Below are 15,669 nucleotides of genomic sequence, written 5' to 3'. Positions count from 1 at the left end.
GGCTAATATGGCCGAGAGTCAGGTATCGCGGTTCGAAGCGGCCGATAAATTATAGATTTTCCGGTGCGAGGAACGATAAAATGATTCAAATCTACGCGATAAGCCATTGAAAGCTATTGCCATAATGTTCCGTGGCCGGTCATAATAAGGCCATCGGAATATATGATTCCTCTCTACAACTTGCCGGAGCGATTCTGTTGCTGTTTTCTTGAGCGGTGCCTGCTTCGGATCAACCTTGATTTCGGCTAGGAGGCCTGTGGCGCATGACGATGGACGGCAGAATGCTTTTCCTGCTTGTCCTTCTACCTTTTCTAGGCAGCGCCATAACCGGATTATTCAGGGGGGCGGATCGTAGCGGTTCGGCCTGGTTTACGGCAGCAATCGCGCTCGTCGCCTTTATCGTCACCGCCAGCCTTTATCCCATCGTGTCAGACGGCAAGGTGCTTCGCGGCACCATAGAATGGCTTCCTGCCTACGGCCTCAATGTCACCTTCCGCATGGATGGCTTTGCCTGGCTTTTCGCGATGCTCATCACGGGCATCGGCCTGCTGGTCGTCATTTATGCGCGTTATTACATGTCGCCCGAGGATCCCGTCCCGAGGTTCTTCTCATTCCTTCTGTCCTTCATGGGATCGATGCTCGGTGTGGTTCTGTCAGGCAATCTGATATTGCTCGCCGTGTTCTGGGAACTGACCAGCATCTTCTCGTTCCTGTTGATCGGTTATTGGTATCACAATGCAAGCGCCCGCGACGGCGCGCGCATGGCGCTTACGGTGACCGGCATAGGTGGATTCTGTCTGCTGGCAGGCGTTCTGATCCTCGGCCATATCGTCGGCAGCTACGATCTCGACAAGGTTCTGGCGGCAGGAAACATCGTTCGGACACATCCGCTCTACAGTGTGGCGCTCATTTTGATCCTGCTTGGCGCCTTCACCAAGAGCGCGCAGTTTCCGTTCCACTTCTGGCTTCCGAATGCCATGGCGGCTCCCACGCCTGTATCGGCCTATCTGCACTCGGCAACCATGGTGAAAGCAGGCGTCTTCCTGCTGGCCCGACTCTGGCCGGTTCTCAGTGGAACCGAAGAGTGGTTCTGGATCGTCGGTTCGGCCGGTCTGATCACGCTCCTGATCGCCAGTTTCTTCGCGGTTTTCCAGCAGGACCTCAAAGGACTGCTCGCCTATTCCACGATCAGTAACCTTGGACTGATTACCGTTCTGCTTAGTCTTGGCAGTCCGCTTGCCGCCGTCGCGGCGATCTTCCACATGGTCAACCATGCGATTTTCAAGGCATCGCTGTTCATGGCTGCCGGTATTATCGATCATGAGACCGGCACACGTGACATGCGCAAGCTGAGCGGACTGTTGCGTCCCATGCCCTATACGGCAACGCTCGCCATGGTCGCGAGTGCGGCCATGGCGGGCGTGCCGCTGCTCAACGGCTTCATTTCCAAGGAAATGTTCTTTGCCGAAGCGGTGGAAACGCACATGGCCTCGTGGCTCGACACGATCACGCCTTATGTGGCCACGATTGCCAGTATCTTTACGGTCGCCTATTCCGTGCGCTTTATCTACTCGACGTTCTTTGGACCTCCGCCACACGACCTGCCGCATGAGCCGCACGAGCCGCCGCACTGGATGCGCCGTCCTATCGAGCTGTTGGTTCTGCTTTGCCTGTTGATCGGTATTATTCCGGGCCTCTCCATCGGGCCGTTCCTGCATTCGGCTGTTCTGTCGGTGCTGGGCACAGCCACGCCTGAATATAGTCTCTCGGTCTGGCACGGCTTCAACCTGCCTCTGATGATGAGTATCGTGGCCATGATCGGCGGTATTCTTCTGCACTGGATGCTGAAGAACTATCTTGCGACCAGTGAAGATGGCCCGCCATTCTTCCGGCATTTGCAGGGACAGCGCATTTTCGAGCGTGTTCTGGTGACCTTGTCATGGAACTGGGCGCGCAAGGCCGAAACCTTCCTCAGCACACGCCGTCTGCAGCCACAGCTCCGTATCGTGGTTGTGGTGGCTGTCCTTGCCGCCGCCTGGCCAGTTTTCGTTTCCGGCCTGCGGCCCGGCTCGCTCGGTGCCCAGCCGGTGGACCCGATCTTTGCCGGACTTTGGATACTTGGCGGTGCCTGTGCCATCGGCGCGGCGTATCAGGCCAAGTATCATCGACTGGCGGCGCTGATCCTTCTTGGTGGTGCCGGGCTTATCACCTGCATTACCTTCGTCTGGCTTTCCGCACCCGATCTTGCTGTGACGCAGTTGCTGGTCGAGATCGTGACGACCGTTCTGCTGCTTCTCGGGCTTCGCTGGCTGCCGAAGCGTTGGGAAGATCCCGACCCGATTCCGGTGCAAATCGGCCCACGTATCCGCCGCTATCGGGACTTACTGCTCGCAATCGGCAGTGGGGCAGGGGTGGCCGTCATCGCCTATGCCGTAATGACACGCATATCGCCCAGCAGCATTGGCGATTATTTCCTCGAAAACGCCTATTCTGGCGGCGGCGGCAAGAATGTCGTGAATGTCATTCTGGTCGACTTCCGCGCTTTCGACACTTTTGGCGAAATCGCTGTTCTCGGCATTGTGGGCCTGACGGTCTTTGCGCTCCTGCGTCGTTTCCGTCCCGCATCCGATACCACAGGTTCGACAGCACAGCAGAAGATTCAGGATGCCTATGACGAGGCGGCGCCCGACCGCAAGGCGGGTGAAACGCTGGCCGATTATCTGGCTGTGCCTTCGGTCATCATGCAGTGGCTTTTCCCGGTCATCATCGTGCTGGCGGTGCATCTGTTCCTGCGCGGTCATGATCTGCCGGGCGGCGGGTTCGCGGCCGGTATCACGCTCGCAATTGCATTCCTGCTGCAATATCTGGCGTCAGGCGCGCGCCTGGTCGAAGACCGCTTGCGTATTCTGCCGTTGCGCTGGATCGGGCTCGGCCTGCTGTTCGCAGCCGCAACGGGTGCGGGTTCGTGGTTCTTCGGCTATCCGTTCCTCACCACCTTTTTCCAGTACACGGAAATACCGTATATCGGGAAAATGCCGACAGCCAGCGCGCTGTTATTCGACCTCGGCGTGTTCACCCTCGTGGTCGGTGCGACCGTCCTGGTGTTGATCGCTCTCGCGCACCAATCGCTCCGTAAACACCGTGTCGAGAAGCTCGCCGCTACGAAGGAGGAGAACTGATGGAACTCGTTCTTGCTCTGGCAATCGGCGTAGTGATGGCATCCGGTGTGTGGCTCATTCTTCGCCCGCGTACCTTCCAGGTGGCAATCGGCCTTTCGCTGATTTCCTACGCTGTCAATCTCTTCATCTTTTCCATGGGGCGCCTGCGCACGAATGCGGCTCCGGTACTTGATAGCGGTGTTGACGTTCAGGCCGCACAATATACCGATCCGGTGCCACAGGCGCTCGTTTTGACTGCCATCGTCATCGGTTTTGCAATGACCGCACTTTTCCTTGTCGTGCTGCTCGCCTCGCGCGGGTTGACGCGTACGGACCACGTGGACGGCAAGGAGAACTGATGTTGGATTGGAAAACGCACCTCATTGTCGCTCCGATTGTTCTGCCGCTCGTGACGGCAGCAATTCTGCTGCTGTTCGATGAGCGTAATCGCAAACTGAAGATGGCCATCAACTCCATCTCGACCCTGGGGTTAATCGGGATTGCAATCACGCTTGCGGGCATGGCGAGCGACAAGGCACCCGACGCTCTTGTTTACCTGATTGGCAATTGGCCCGCACCGTTCGGTATCGTGCTGGTTCTGGATCGTCTTGCGGCTCTTATGCTTATGCTGACCAGCCTGCTTGGTATGGCTTCGCTCAGCTTCGCACTCGCGCACTGGCACAAGGCCAGTCCGCATTTCCACACGATTTTCCAGCTTTTGCTGATGGGGTTGAACGGCGCATTTCTGACTGGTGACTTGTTCAATCTTTTCGTTTTCTTCGAAGTCATGCTGGCGGCATCCTACGGCCTGGCGCTGCATGGTTCCGGTCCTGCACGCGTGAAGGCTGGCATGCACTACATCGCCGTCAATCTGGTCGCTTCGTCGCTGTTCCTGATCGGTGTCAGCTTGATCTATGGCGTAACCGGCACGCTCAATATGGCTGATCTTGCGCAGAAGATTTCACAGGTAGCACCCGAGGACCGTATGCTGCTTGAAGCAGGGGCGGCGGTTCTGGGCGTCGCATTCCTTGTCAAGGCAGGTATGTGGCCTCTCAATTTCTGGCTCGCGCCGACCTATACGGCGGCGGCGGCACCAGTGGCGGCGATATTCGCCATCATGAGCAAGGTCGGCATCTATGTCTTGCTGCGCCTGTCTCCGCTGATGTTTGGGATCGGTGCCGGCTCTTCCTATGGCTTCGGCAATGACTGGCTCTATTTCGGCGGAATGGTCACGCTGGGTTTCGGTCTGATCGGGGTCGTGGCCTCGCAGGCGATGGGACGGTTGGCAAGTTACAGTATTCTTGTGTCGTCCGGCACTCTGCTGGCTGCCATCGGCAGCGGCAATATCGCCATGACCGGTGCTGCACTCTTTTATATGGTCAGCTCGACGCTCACCATCGCGGCGTTTTTCCTGTTGATCGAATTGATCGAACGTGGTCAGGACGCGGCTGCCAACGTTCTTGCTGTTACCATGGAAGCTTATGGTGACGATGAGGAGGAAGAGGAAGAAGACGAGATCGGCGCGGTGCTACCCGCGACCCTTGCGGTCCTGGGCACATGTTTCGCCATTTGTGCGATATTGCTGATAGGTTTGCCGCCATTTTCAGGTTTCATTGCCAAGTTCCTGATCCTTGCAGCCGTTTTCAACGGCGACGGCCCGACGCCGCAGCTTGCAATGCCTGTCAGCCCGGCAAGCTGGGCATTGGTCGCGCTTCTTCTCCTGTCCGGTCTTTCCGCGCTGATCGCGATGACGCGTACTGGCATTCGCACATTCTGGGCTTCGCTCGAAGGTAACGTGCCGCGTGTTCTGGTGCGGGAAGTGGTGCCGATTGCAGGTCTTCTGGCGATTTGTCTGGCCTTGACGATCGCGGCTGGTCCGGCGATGCGTTATATGGATGAAACGGCGCGGTCGCTGCACAATCCGGCGTCCTATATCAGCAGCGTACTCAACGCGCCACGAGCAGGCACCGAAACGGAGGGGGCACAGTGAAGAGAATCCTGCCTTATCCGCTTCTTTTCGTCTCGCTACTCATGTTCTGGCTGCTTTTGAATGGCTTTACGCCGGCGCAACTCCTGCTTGGCGCAATTATCGCTCTCATTGCATGTCTGATCATGACGGCCCTGCAACCGCAGAAGAACCATATTCGCTCAATTCCCACGATGCTCAAGCTATTTGCAACCATGAGCTACGACATCCTGCAATCGAATATCACGGTTGCGAGCATCATTCTGTCACGCAAACGCAAGCGGCGTCCGGGCTTTGTCGTTATTCAACTCGATCTCGAGAACCGGACTGCGCTTGCTGTCCTGGCCTGTATAATCACCGCGACGCCAGGTACGGCCTGGGTAGATTACAATGCTGCCAGGCATGAACTGACCATCCATGTGCTCGATCTGGATGACGCGCAGGCGTGGCGCGATACGATCAAGGAAAGATATGAGCAGCCGCTGATCAAGATATTCGGAGCCGCAGATATCGTGGAAGAGGAGAAATCCGCATGAGCGCAGTCATCATCTTCTGGTCCCTGCTTGCCGCTCAACTGATGCTTCTCGGCGCCATGGGTTGCGCAGTCTACAGGCTTCTAATCGGTCCGCGCGCGCAGGATCGGATTCTCGCAACCGATGCGCTTTATCTCAACGCACTCCTGCTTCTGATCACGTTCGGCATACGCACAGGCAGCATCATCTATTTTGAAGCGGCGCTGATTATCGCTCTTCTGGGTTTCGTCGCCACCGTGGCGCTGTCCAAATTCCTCATGCGCGGGGAGGTGATCGAATGAACAACGCTGGCGAACTTCCCGTATGGGCAGCTATTGTCATTGCTTTTTTTCTAGTCGCCGGCGCTTTCCTCACGCTCGTCGGATGCATCGGGCTTGTCCGCTTCAAAAGCTTTTACGAACGCGTTCATGCCCCCACGCTTGGCTCATCGTTTGGGGCCGGTGGAATCTTGATCGCATCGATCATATTTTTCTCCATCTTGCAATCGAAGCCGATTCTGCATGAAGTGCTCATTACCGTCTTTGTGGTTGTCACAACGCCGGTAACGCTCATGCTGCTCAGCCGCGCCGTGATCCATCGCGACAGAACGCAGGACAGCAAGGAGCTGCCTTCATCTTCCGACCCGCTATAGGTCTGTAGGTATCATGCTTGAGGGTGCGGAGAGGGCGGAAAACTTACACTTTCCGTCGCACCAAATGGGGAAATTCGTCACTCCGTAATGGAAGTGGCGGCTGTCGCGTCCGGTCTGCCCGGAGTCCTGTTTTGGAGTTCGCTTCAAGACCGGCTATCCTGCCGATCGGAAACACTATCTGCCATTTGCCGAATCCCTGGCCTGACTGCCCACCGACTGCGGAGTGGAAGCGGCGGCCTGTCTTGTTTTCGGGCATTTGGAGGAGTGTCCAAGGGCTGCGGCCAATTGTCCATTCGGGCTTTCGCCTGGGACATGCGGATTGAAGGATGAGGCCAATTGAATTATCTGAATTTCAGTAATTTCTGAAAATTCAGAATTTACGGGAGAGAGAATTTTGGAATTGTCGCCAATCGTTCAGTCGTTCGTGCTCCACTTCGGCGAAATGGGTAGCCGTTGGGGCATCAACCGCACCGTGGGACAGATATATGCGCTGCTTTATATATCGCCCGAGCCTCTTTGCGCCGACCAAATCGTCGATGCGCTCGGTGTTTCGCGTTCGAACGTATCCATGGGTATTCGCGAATTGCAGGGCTGGAATCTGGTGCTGCTGAAACACATTCCCGGCGATCGCCGTGATTTTTTCACGACTCCCGACGACGTGTGGCAGATTCTGCGTACGCTCGCCGAGGAGCGCAAGAAGCGCGAGATCGATCCTACGCTTACCGTTCTGCGCGAAATTCTGATGGAGCAACCGGAAGGCGATAGCGATCTTTATGCGCAGGATCGCATGAAGGATATGTACGGCCTGATCGAAAGGCTGACCAACTGGTACGACGACGTCAAGCGGCTCGATACCGACCGTTTGACCAGTCTTCTGGCGCTGGGCGCCAAAGTGACCCGCTTCCTTGAAACCACGGACAGGATCGTGGCGCTCGGGCGCGGGCGAGCATCGGCCAAAAAGGAGCCTAAGCGAGAGTGACATCCGTTGTCCCCCGAACGGAAACATTGACGGCAAAAGACAGCGAAGCGGTAGGCGATCAACAAAAGTCGCGCCGCTCGCAGCGTCGTCCTGTTCCGTCCTTGCTGAAGCGGGGGGCATATTTTCAGGCGTTAGCCTCACTCCTCTGGCTACCGCAGGCGGGCATTCTCGCTTACGCCATCGGACGGCTGGCGGATACCGGCTTTGATGGCTCTATCTACTACTGCGCGGCTGGCATATTCGCTCTCGGCTGTCTGCGCAGCCTCCTTGACAGTGCGGGCGCGGCAAAAGCTTTCGACGCTGCCCGACAGGAACTTTCCCGACTTCGAACCAATGCTGTTTCAGCGCTTGCGCAACGTTCACCGCTCGACGTGACGCGCCCGTCATCCGGCGAGGCCGCAAGCATTCTCGCCGAACAGGCGGAGATGGTCGTTCCCTATCTTTCGCGCTTTGTGCCGGTGCGCATCCGCCTGATGCTGGTGCCAATGGCAATACTTGCGGTTGTTCTCTGGTATTCGTGGGCCGCGGCGCTTGTCCTGATGGTTGCTGCGCCGTTGATACCCATCTTCATGGCGCTGATCGGCTGGCGTGCAAAGGCTGCCAGCGAAAAGCAACTGACCGCTCTTGGCGGCATGAACGGTTTTCTGCTCGACCGTCTACGTGGCCTTTCGACCATCCGCACATTCCATGCCGTTGACGCGACGGCGAACCGGTTGCGCGACAATGCGGAAACCTTGCGTTCAAAGACGATGTCTGTACTGCGCATCGCATTTCTATCTTCAGCAGTGCTTGAGCTTTTCGCGGCCATCGGCGTTGCCATGGTCGCTGTTTATATCGGCTTCCATCTGCTGGGGCAGCTCAACTTCGGAGCATGGGGCCACAAGCTGACATTGGCGGAAGGTCTTTTCGTCCTGCTTCTGTCTCCCGCATTCTTCGAACCATTGCGCGATCTTTCAGCCGTCTGGCACGACCGCGCAGCAGGTGAAGCCTCCATTGATGCTCTCGAAAAACTGGCTGAACATTCGATGCCGGTTATCGGGAAGGAGGGAAGTCAAACAACAAAAGGCGGGGCTCCTACAGTTGCTCTTTGCAATATCAACTTTGGTTATGGGACCGGAGCCAAGATTTTCAATAATTTCAGCCTCAATATCGCGGCGGGAGAACACGTGGCGCTGCTGGCTCCAAGCGGCTACGGCAAATCGACTGTTCTGGCGCTTATTGCCGGACTGACAGCTCCACAAACTGGCAAGATTGAAATAGGAGATGTTGAGCTGACCGATGACACGGCCGCCGCGCTTCGCACAAGAATGAGCTGGATCGGCCAGAAGCCGCACATTTTTGCCGGCTCGGCCCGGCAGAACGTCACGCTTGGTCGACAAGCCGGGGTGGAAATCACAACAGCTATCATCGATGACATGGCGCTCGGTCATGTTCTCGGCGTCACCGGCAACAGCTTGATTGGCGAGAACGGTGCCGGAATTTCGGGGGGCGAGGCCCTGCGGATGGCGCTTTCTCGTGCGGCTGTCGATCCGGATGCAGATATTATCCTGGCCGATGAACCCACTGCTCATCTTGACCAGGAAACGGCAACGATCATTGCCGATAATCTTCTCAAGCTCGCCAAAGGCAAGACTCTGATCGTCGCAACCCATGACGAAACCCTTGCCCGCAGAATGGATCGCATCGTCCGTCTGGATGGCAGTGTGGATAACAATCCGGTTTGGCAGAGGAGGGCAGCCGAATGAACGGTTTCCAGTCATTGCAGCCGATTTTGCGGCTTTTCTTCCAGACCAAGGGGACGGCACTACTTGCCGGTATCGCGACAGCAACCGTAACTGTTCTTGCAGGTATTGCGCTTGTCGGCCTGTCGGGCTGGTTCATAACGGCAACCGCGATTGCGGGCTTGAGCATCGCAACGGCAGTTGTATTTGATGTATTTGCACCCGCTGCCGGTATTCGCCTGCTCGCTATCCTGCGCACCGGCTCGCGTTATCTCGAACGGCTCGTCACCCATGATGCAACGCTCGCCATCCTTGCGGCACTCCGCGAAAAGCTGTTCCGTAGCTGGGCACGCCCAACCGCTGCAAACACACTTCTGAAACGCCCTGCGCGTCTCCTGTTTCGCCTGACCGCAGATATAGATGCGCTCGACTCTCTTTATCTGCGCGTGGTGGTGCCTGTCGGTGCCGCGCTTGCCACTGCGCTTGTGGCCGGTATCGCTCTCGGTATGATGAGCCCGCTTTTCGGGCTGCTCGTAGCGGTTGTCCTGCTTGTTGCGGGGCTTGGCATTCCACTGGCTGCGGCTAGACGTTCTGAAAAATCCATGCGCCAGCGCGCAAAAGGTACGGAAGCGCTACGCGCCCGCACGGTCGATCTGGTTGCCGGGCAAACCGAACTTCTTATGGCGGGGCGGCTCGAAAACCAGCAACTGGCAATCGCCCGCGCGGATGGCTACGTCGCCACATCGGATCGTAAGTTGAACCGCATCGAGATCGTTACAGGCGCCGGGTTCGGTATTGTTCACGCGGCACTCCTTGCAGGCGGCCTTGTCGCCGTTGGATTGCTGATGCAGGCAGGCACCATCGGTGCGCCCGTTGCAGCACTCGGAATGCTCGTCATTCTTGGTGCGATGGAGCCTTTTTCGGCATTACGGCGTGGTGCAATGGAGCTCGGGCGCACGATACTTGCCGCCAAGCGCGTTGCACCTCAACTGCTGGATAATGCCGAACTGGCGATACCCCAAACGCCTCTGAGTGGAACGGCAATTCATCTGGAAAACGTGTGCGTTCGTCACGATGGCGCTGATCACGATGCATTGAAAAACATCGACCTCGATATTGCAGTTGGCGAGCGGGTTGCCATCGTCGGAACAAGCGGCGCTGGCAAATCGACCCTGTTCAATCTGCTTGCTGGAGAAATTCCAGCAGGCCACGGCAATGTGGCTGTTCTAGCGGCACGTCTTCTCACACAACGGACAGAGCTTTTTCAGGATAGTCTTCGCGACAATCTCCGGCTGGCACGAGCCGACGCGAGCGATCAGGAACTGATGGATGCGTTGCAAGCCGCAGGCCTTGGTGCATTTATCACTGAGCTGCCTGCGGGGCTGGACGCGATGCTGGGCGAGGGGGGCCTGGGGTTGTCGGGCGGGCAGGCGCGTCGTCTGGCCCTCGCGCGCCTTTTCCTGACCGATGTTCCGCTCTGGCTGCTGGATGAACCGACCGAAGGTCTGGACGTCGCAACAGCTCAGGACGTGCTTGAACGCCTCAAGGTCAAGGCAGATTCACGCACGTTGCTGATTGCCACGCATATCCGTCGCGAAGCGCAAATTTGCGAACGGATCATTGTTTTAAATCAAGGTGCTCTAGTTGAGTCCGTAGGTAGGGTGTCACCGCGCTTTGGCGAAATCCTCGAGACCATGAGATAAGCCGCGCGGACATGGAGAATGATTTGAAGTCTGTGTCCATATCTGGACCGGTATTTGAAATTGAGGCGGAGTACGGTTTTCAAGAAGCCGCCGCGTTCAAAAGGGGGCTGCGTTGAAGCGCTGCTCATAACACCAGGAGGGCCGGGTTACCGGCTTAAAGAGATGGAACTCGATATTGTCTCCCTGTCGCGATTGCAATTTGCAATCACGGCACTTTATCACTTCCTCTTCGTACCTCTGACCTTGGGTCTTTCCGTGCTGCTTGCCATCATGGAAACCGTTTACGTTATGACGGGGCGACTCATCTGGCGGCAGATGACGAAATTTTGGGGTACGCTATTTGGCATCAACTTTGTCATGGGCGTTGCAACGGGGATCGTGATGGAATTCCAGTTCGGCATGAACTGGAGCTATTACAGCCATTATGTCGGCGACATCTTCGGCGCACCGCTCGCCATTGAAGGCCTCATGGCGTTTTTCCTTGAAGCGACCTTCGTAGGTCTGTTCTTTTTCGGCTGGGATCGCCTGTCGAAAGTTGGGCACCTCATGGCGACCTACGCGGTCGCGGCGGGTTCCAATTTCTCGGCGCTGTGGATTCTGATCGCCAATGGCTGGATGCAGAACCCGGTCGGATCAGCGTTCAATCCTGAAACCATGCGCATGGAAATCACCGATTTCTTCGCCGTGCTGATGAACCCGGTCGCACAGGCTAAGTTCGTGCATACGGTTTCCGCCGGTTATGTCACGGCATCCATTTTCGTCCTCGGTGTTTCCGCCTGGTATCTGCTCAAGGGCCGTTCGGTAGAGCTTGCCAAACGCTCTCTGACTATTGCGGCATCCTTCGGTCTGGCCGCTTCGCTATCCGTCGTCGTCCTTGGTGACGAAAGCGGCTATCTGGCCAATGAACACCAGAAGATGAAGATCGCTGCTATCGAAGCCATGTGGGAAACAGAACCAGCTCCGGCTTCGTTCACCGTATTCGGCTTCCCGGACCAGGCAGCGCGTGAAACCCATTTCGCGGTGCATATTCCATGGGTCATGGGCCTCATCGGTACGCGTTCTCTCACAACCCCTATCCAGGGCATCAACGATCTTGTTGAAAGTGCCGAGAACCATATCCGCAACGGTATCGTCGCCTATGACGCCTTGCAGAAAATCCGCGCGGCTGGCGACACGAATGCTGTTCCGCAGGAGGTCAAGGACGTTTTTGCCGATAACAGCCAGTGGATGGGCTATGCTCTTCTGCTGAAACGTTATGTCGACGATCCGCGTCAGGCAACAGACGCACAGATCACGCAGGCGGCGAACGATACCGTTCCTGGCGTCCTGCCTCTGTTCTGGGCCTTCCGCATCATGGTCGGCATCGGCTTCTTCCTGATCCTGCTGACGGGCACGTTCTTCGTGCTGTCTGCGCGTCGTAAACTCGACCGTTACCCGTTCTTGTTGCGGGTCGCCGTGTTTGCGATACCGTTGCCGTGGATCGCAGCGGAAATGGGCTGGATCGTTGCGGAGTTCGGCCGCCAGCCCTGGGTCATCGAAGGTATATTACCGACGGCGGTCGGGGTCTCCAATCTTGGTGCATCCACCGTATTGCTGACCATACTTGGTTTCGTGGCGATCTATACGGTTCTCTTCATCATCGAGATGGGCCTGATGATCCGCGCTATCAAGGCTGGACCTGAACCTGACAGCAAGCCGGAAGCAATACTCGCCCCGGCCAGCATTGCACCTGCGGAGTAAGGATCATGATACTCAGCGATTTGTTGGACTATGAAACCCTGCGCATCATCTGGTGGGTACTGCTCGGTGTATTGCTGATCGCCTTTGCCGCGATGGACGGCTTCGATCTCGGTGTCGACATACTCATGCCCGCCGTTGGCAAAACCGATGTCGAGCGACGCATTATCATCAATACGATCGGCCCGGTCTGGGAAGGCAATCAGGTCTGGCTGATTCTCGGCGGCGGCGCCATTTTCGCCGCCTGGCCGCCGCTCTATGCAGTGTCCTTCTCGGGTTTCTATCTGGCGATGTTTCTCATTCTGTTCGCACTCATCCTGCGTCCGGTCGGTTTCAAATATCGCTCCAAGCGTGACAGTGTGGCCTGGAGGAGAGGCTGGGACTGGGCGCTGTTCATCGGCGGTTTCGTGCCTGCCCTCATCTTCGGCGTTGCCGTCGGTAATGTCTTGCAGGGCATTCCTTTCCGTCTCGCCGACGATCTGCAAATTTTCTACGAAGGTTCGTTTTTCGGTCTGCTCAATCCGTTTGCACTGCTTTGCGGGGTGCTTTCGGTAACGATGCTCTGCATGCATGGCGCATCTTGGCTGGTACTGAAGACGACCGGTGATATCCAGGCACGCGCCCGGTCCTATGGCAGTATCGCCTCTCTTCTGACGGTCGCGCTCTATGTTCTGGCCGGCGTGGTTAGCTGGTTCTGGATTTCAGGCTACCGGATTACGAGCACCATCGTTACCGACGGGCCATCCAATCCGCTGCGCAAGACCGTCGAACTGGATCACGGTGCATGGTTCGCCAATTATGTGAACTATCCTGTCCTGCTGATCGCTCCGGCGCTTGGCATTCTGGGAGCACTCGCAGTCTTCATCGCACTGCGTAGCCGTCGTGAACTAGCGCCGCTGCTGTTCGGAAAGCTGTCGATCTTCGGCATCATTTCGTCGGTTGGCGTGTCGATGTTCCCGTTCATTCTGCCATCGTCGATCGATCCTCGTGCAAGCCTGACGGTATGGGATTCGTCATCCAGCCATATGACGCTGTTCATCATGCTGGTTGTGACGCTCATTTTCCTCCCGCTGATCGTCATCTACACGTCCTGGGTCTATAAGGTCCTGTGGGGCAAGGTCGACAAGGACATGATCGAAGACGACAGCAATCACGCTTACTAACCAACCGAAGAAAGGAAAGCGATATGTGGTATTTTTCCTGGTTGTTGGGGCTTCCGCTTGCTGCGGCTTTCGCCGTGCTCAACGCCATGTGGTACGAGCTGATGGACGACCGGGCGCGCAAGCGTCTTGCAGCCGATCCAACGGCGGATCTGGCGCGCGAAGGCACGAAACACCATTAGAGCGCGTTTCGATCTGATTGAATCAGATCGGTGCTCTAACTTCTTCTATTTCAAGCATAATCTTATCGATCCTCGTTTCACTCCGGTCAGATTATGCTCTAAACTGATATAAAATAAACGGCCCGGACACGGGCCGTTTTCCTTGATGAACCTGTCGCTCAAGGCTGGGGTATCGTCAGTTCCGCTACGAAATCATAGGCGTCGCCACGATAGAGCGACTTTGTGAATTCAACCACGCGACCGGACGGCAGATAGGAGATCCGCTCGATCGAAAGCCCAGCATCGCCTTCCTTGACGCCCAGAATGCGTGCGTCGGGATCCTTGATGTTGCAGGCAGCTATACGCTGGACAGCGCGAACGGGACGAAACCCTGTACGGCTCAGTTCAGCATAAAGCGAGCCCTTCACCGCATCCGGGTCAGGCAGAATTTCACTTGAGAGACTCGCCCGTTCGATCGCCAGCGGCAGGTCGCTCGCTATACGCAGACGCCCGAGGCGGGCGACGCGGGTTTCCGAGGAGACACCCAGCTTCATCATCTCTTCAGGCGAAGGATAATAAAGGCCGCGTTCCAGCCATCTGGATTGCGTGGTGATGCCGCGGCGCGCCATGTCTTCTGTAAACGAGGTCAGCATGGAGAGTGACTGCTGCACGCGTTCACTCGGACGCACCACGAACGTACCTGAACCGTGGCGACGCACCAGAAGCCCAGCCTTCACCAGATCATCTACAGCCTTGCGCACCGTGACACGGCTGATATTGGCGTATTCCGCTATGTCGCGTTCCGGTGGAAGGGCTTCGCCGTCAACCAATTGTCCCGCGCGGATCGCGGTTTCCAGCGATTGACGTAGCTGCATATAGAGCGGGCCGCCGGAAGCGGGGGCGGAGCCCTGCAGGTTCTTGGGCAGAAAAGCGCTGAAATTTCCGCTCATTCGCGCGCCTTTCCATTTTGCGGCCCATATCGCTTGAGGGCAAGCTGAAGGGCACCGGTCAAGGCATCAGCCGCAGGCTTGACTAGAAGTTTCTGCTGGTGCGGCGGTAGCCATTCCACGTAGAGCGGTGCCATGCCGCCAAGCAGGCTGATGCGTTCCGCGCCCTGTCTGATCAGCACGTCGAGTGTTTCGCCGACATAGCCCGCAGAGCGCTCCAGCAGCATGCGGGCCGTTTCATCGCCCTCGGCCGCATACTGGAAAATCCGGGGAGCATATTTGCCGAAATCACCGGGTTTTGCAGTCCATGCGAACTCGACAAGATTGTCCGGATTATTGTCGAACTCGTTCAGGAGGTCGGTCGTCAGGCGCGTACGCGCATGAATGCCGTCGTGGACAAGCAGGCTCTCCTGCAGCAGGCTTTGGCCGAGCCGTGCGCCGCTGCCGAGATCGCTCAAGGGAAATCCCCATCCGCCAACTGAACGAATACGACCGCTCTGGCGCGTAATATAGGCCGTGCCCGTACCAAGAATGGCGACGATACCGTCCTTATCACCAAGTGCGCCCTGCAAGGCGATCACGCCGTCGAATTCTACATTGGAATGCGCAAAGGGCAGGCCACGTTCTATCGGAACACCCGCGCCCTCGACATTACCACCAGCCAGGCCAAGAACCGCATGACTGGTCGCATAATGCGCCTTGTCCAGTCCGGCATTGTCAAAAGCGTTGTCGATAGCCGCGACCACATTGGTGAGCGAGGTCTGCGGATCGGTGACGATATTGGCCGAGCCACTGCGCCCCGAACCCAGAATCGCACCATCGCTACTCGCGACCACGGCGCGGCATCCTGTGCCGCCACCATCAACGCCAATGAAGAATTCAGTCATGAAGATACCTCCAGCCTGAAGATACCAAAAAAATACCATTAACCAAGCAGATTTGTCGGCTTGTGAAAAAATTGATTAATTCGTTG

At 56.9% G+C, this 15,669-nt stretch carries 14 protein-coding genes; 12 read left to right on the top strand and 2 right to left on the bottom strand.

Going from position 1 to position 15,669, the window contains the following annotated elements; translation table 11 throughout:
• The first annotated feature begins 263 nt into the window (after positions 1-263).
• From FIB18_RS03000 to cydX, 12 genes are all read left to right on the top strand, one after another.
• A complete protein-coding gene (locus FIB18_RS03000; RefSeq protein WP_140019346.1) occupies positions 264-3,179 on the top strand; it encodes a monovalent cation/H+ antiporter subunit A in 2,916 nt (971 codons plus the stop codon).
• Positions 3,179-3,517, top strand: a complete 339-nt coding sequence (locus tag FIB18_RS02995; protein ID WP_140019345.1) for a Na+/H+ antiporter subunit C — start codon at positions 3,179-3,181, stop codon at positions 3,515-3,517. Before FIB18_RS03000 ends, FIB18_RS02995 begins: the two co-directional genes overlap by 1 nt.
• 2 nt (positions 3,518-3,519) lie before the next feature.
• On the top strand, positions 3,520-5,148 hold the full coding sequence (locus FIB18_RS02990; RefSeq protein ID WP_140019404.1) for a monovalent cation/H+ antiporter subunit D: 1,629 nt from the start codon (positions 3,520-3,522) through the stop codon (positions 5,146-5,148).
• The gene (locus tag FIB18_RS02985) at positions 5,145-5,660 is read left to right on the top strand and encodes a Na+/H+ antiporter subunit E (protein ID WP_140019344.1); all 516 of its coding nucleotides are present in this window, start codon (positions 5,145-5,147) and stop codon (positions 5,658-5,660) included. Before FIB18_RS02990 ends, FIB18_RS02985 begins: the two co-directional genes overlap by 4 nt.
• Positions 5,657-5,938: a K+/H+ antiporter subunit F gene (locus FIB18_RS02980; RefSeq protein ID WP_140019343.1), complete on the top strand. Its 282-nt coding sequence runs from the start codon at positions 5,657-5,659 to the stop codon at positions 5,936-5,938. Before FIB18_RS02985 ends, FIB18_RS02980 begins: the two co-directional genes overlap by 4 nt.
• Positions 5,935-6,288 carry a monovalent cation/H(+) antiporter subunit G gene (gene mnhG, locus FIB18_RS02975; protein WP_140019342.1) on the top strand — a complete coding sequence of 118 codons (354 nt, stop codon included), beginning with the start codon at positions 5,935-5,937 and terminating at the stop codon, positions 6,286-6,288. The genes FIB18_RS02980 and mnhG overlap by 4 nt, the downstream gene beginning before the upstream one ends.
• Positions 6,289-6,682: 394 nt before the next feature.
• Positions 6,683-7,267, top strand: coding sequence for a GbsR/MarR family transcriptional regulator (locus FIB18_RS02970; protein WP_174977381.1), 585 nt, complete (start codon positions 6,683-6,685; stop codon positions 7,265-7,267).
• Entirely contained in the window at positions 7,264-9,012 is a 1,749-nt protein-coding gene (gene cydD, locus FIB18_RS02965) for a thiol reductant ABC exporter subunit CydD (protein ID WP_140019341.1), read from the top strand. The genes FIB18_RS02970 and cydD overlap by 4 nt, the downstream gene beginning before the upstream one ends.
• Positions 9,009-10,691 (top strand): thiol reductant ABC exporter subunit CydC, encoded by a 1,683-nt coding sequence (gene cydC / locus FIB18_RS02960; RefSeq protein WP_140019340.1) that lies wholly within the window; start codon positions 9,009-9,011, stop codon positions 10,689-10,691. The genes cydD and cydC overlap by 4 nt, the downstream gene beginning before the upstream one ends.
• A 162-nt stretch (positions 10,692-10,853) precedes the next feature.
• Positions 10,854-12,431 carry a cytochrome ubiquinol oxidase subunit I gene (locus tag FIB18_RS02955; protein ID WP_140019339.1) on the top strand — a complete coding sequence of 526 codons (1,578 nt, stop codon included), beginning with the start codon at positions 10,854-10,856 and terminating at the stop codon, positions 12,429-12,431.
• A gap of 5 nt (positions 12,432-12,436) precedes the next feature.
• Positions 12,437-13,591, top strand: coding sequence for a cytochrome d ubiquinol oxidase subunit II (cydB, locus tag FIB18_RS02950; RefSeq protein ID WP_140019338.1), 1,155 nt, complete (start codon positions 12,437-12,439; stop codon positions 13,589-13,591).
• A 23-nt stretch (positions 13,592-13,614) separates the two neighbouring features.
• Positions 13,615-13,770 (top strand): cytochrome bd-I oxidase subunit CydX, encoded by a 156-nt coding sequence (gene cydX, locus FIB18_RS02945; protein ID WP_140019337.1) that lies wholly within the window; start codon positions 13,615-13,617, stop codon positions 13,768-13,770.
• Between the two features lie 158 nt (positions 13,771-13,928).
• Here the strand turns inward: cydX and FIB18_RS02940 are convergent, their stop codons facing one another.
• Both FIB18_RS02940 and FIB18_RS02935 read right to left on the bottom strand, forming a co-directional pair.
• Positions 13,929-14,699, bottom strand: a complete 771-nt coding sequence (locus FIB18_RS02940) for a GntR family transcriptional regulator (RefSeq protein WP_140019336.1) — start codon at positions 14,697-14,699, stop codon at positions 13,929-13,931.
• On the bottom strand, positions 14,696-15,583 hold the full coding sequence (locus tag FIB18_RS02935) for an N-acetylglucosamine kinase (protein ID WP_140019335.1): 888 nt from the start codon (positions 15,581-15,583) through the stop codon (positions 14,696-14,698). The genes FIB18_RS02940 and FIB18_RS02935 overlap by 4 nt, the downstream gene beginning before the upstream one ends.
• Positions 15,584-15,669: the final 86 nt, after the last annotated feature.

This window comes from Brucella pecoris (genome assembly GCF_006376675.1).
Taxonomy (GTDB): Bacteria; Pseudomonadota; Alphaproteobacteria; order Rhizobiales; family Rhizobiaceae; genus Brucella; species Brucella pecoris.
The sequence above is the reverse complement of the archived record's forward strand: the minus strand, read 5'-3'. Positions and strand labels throughout refer to the sequence as shown.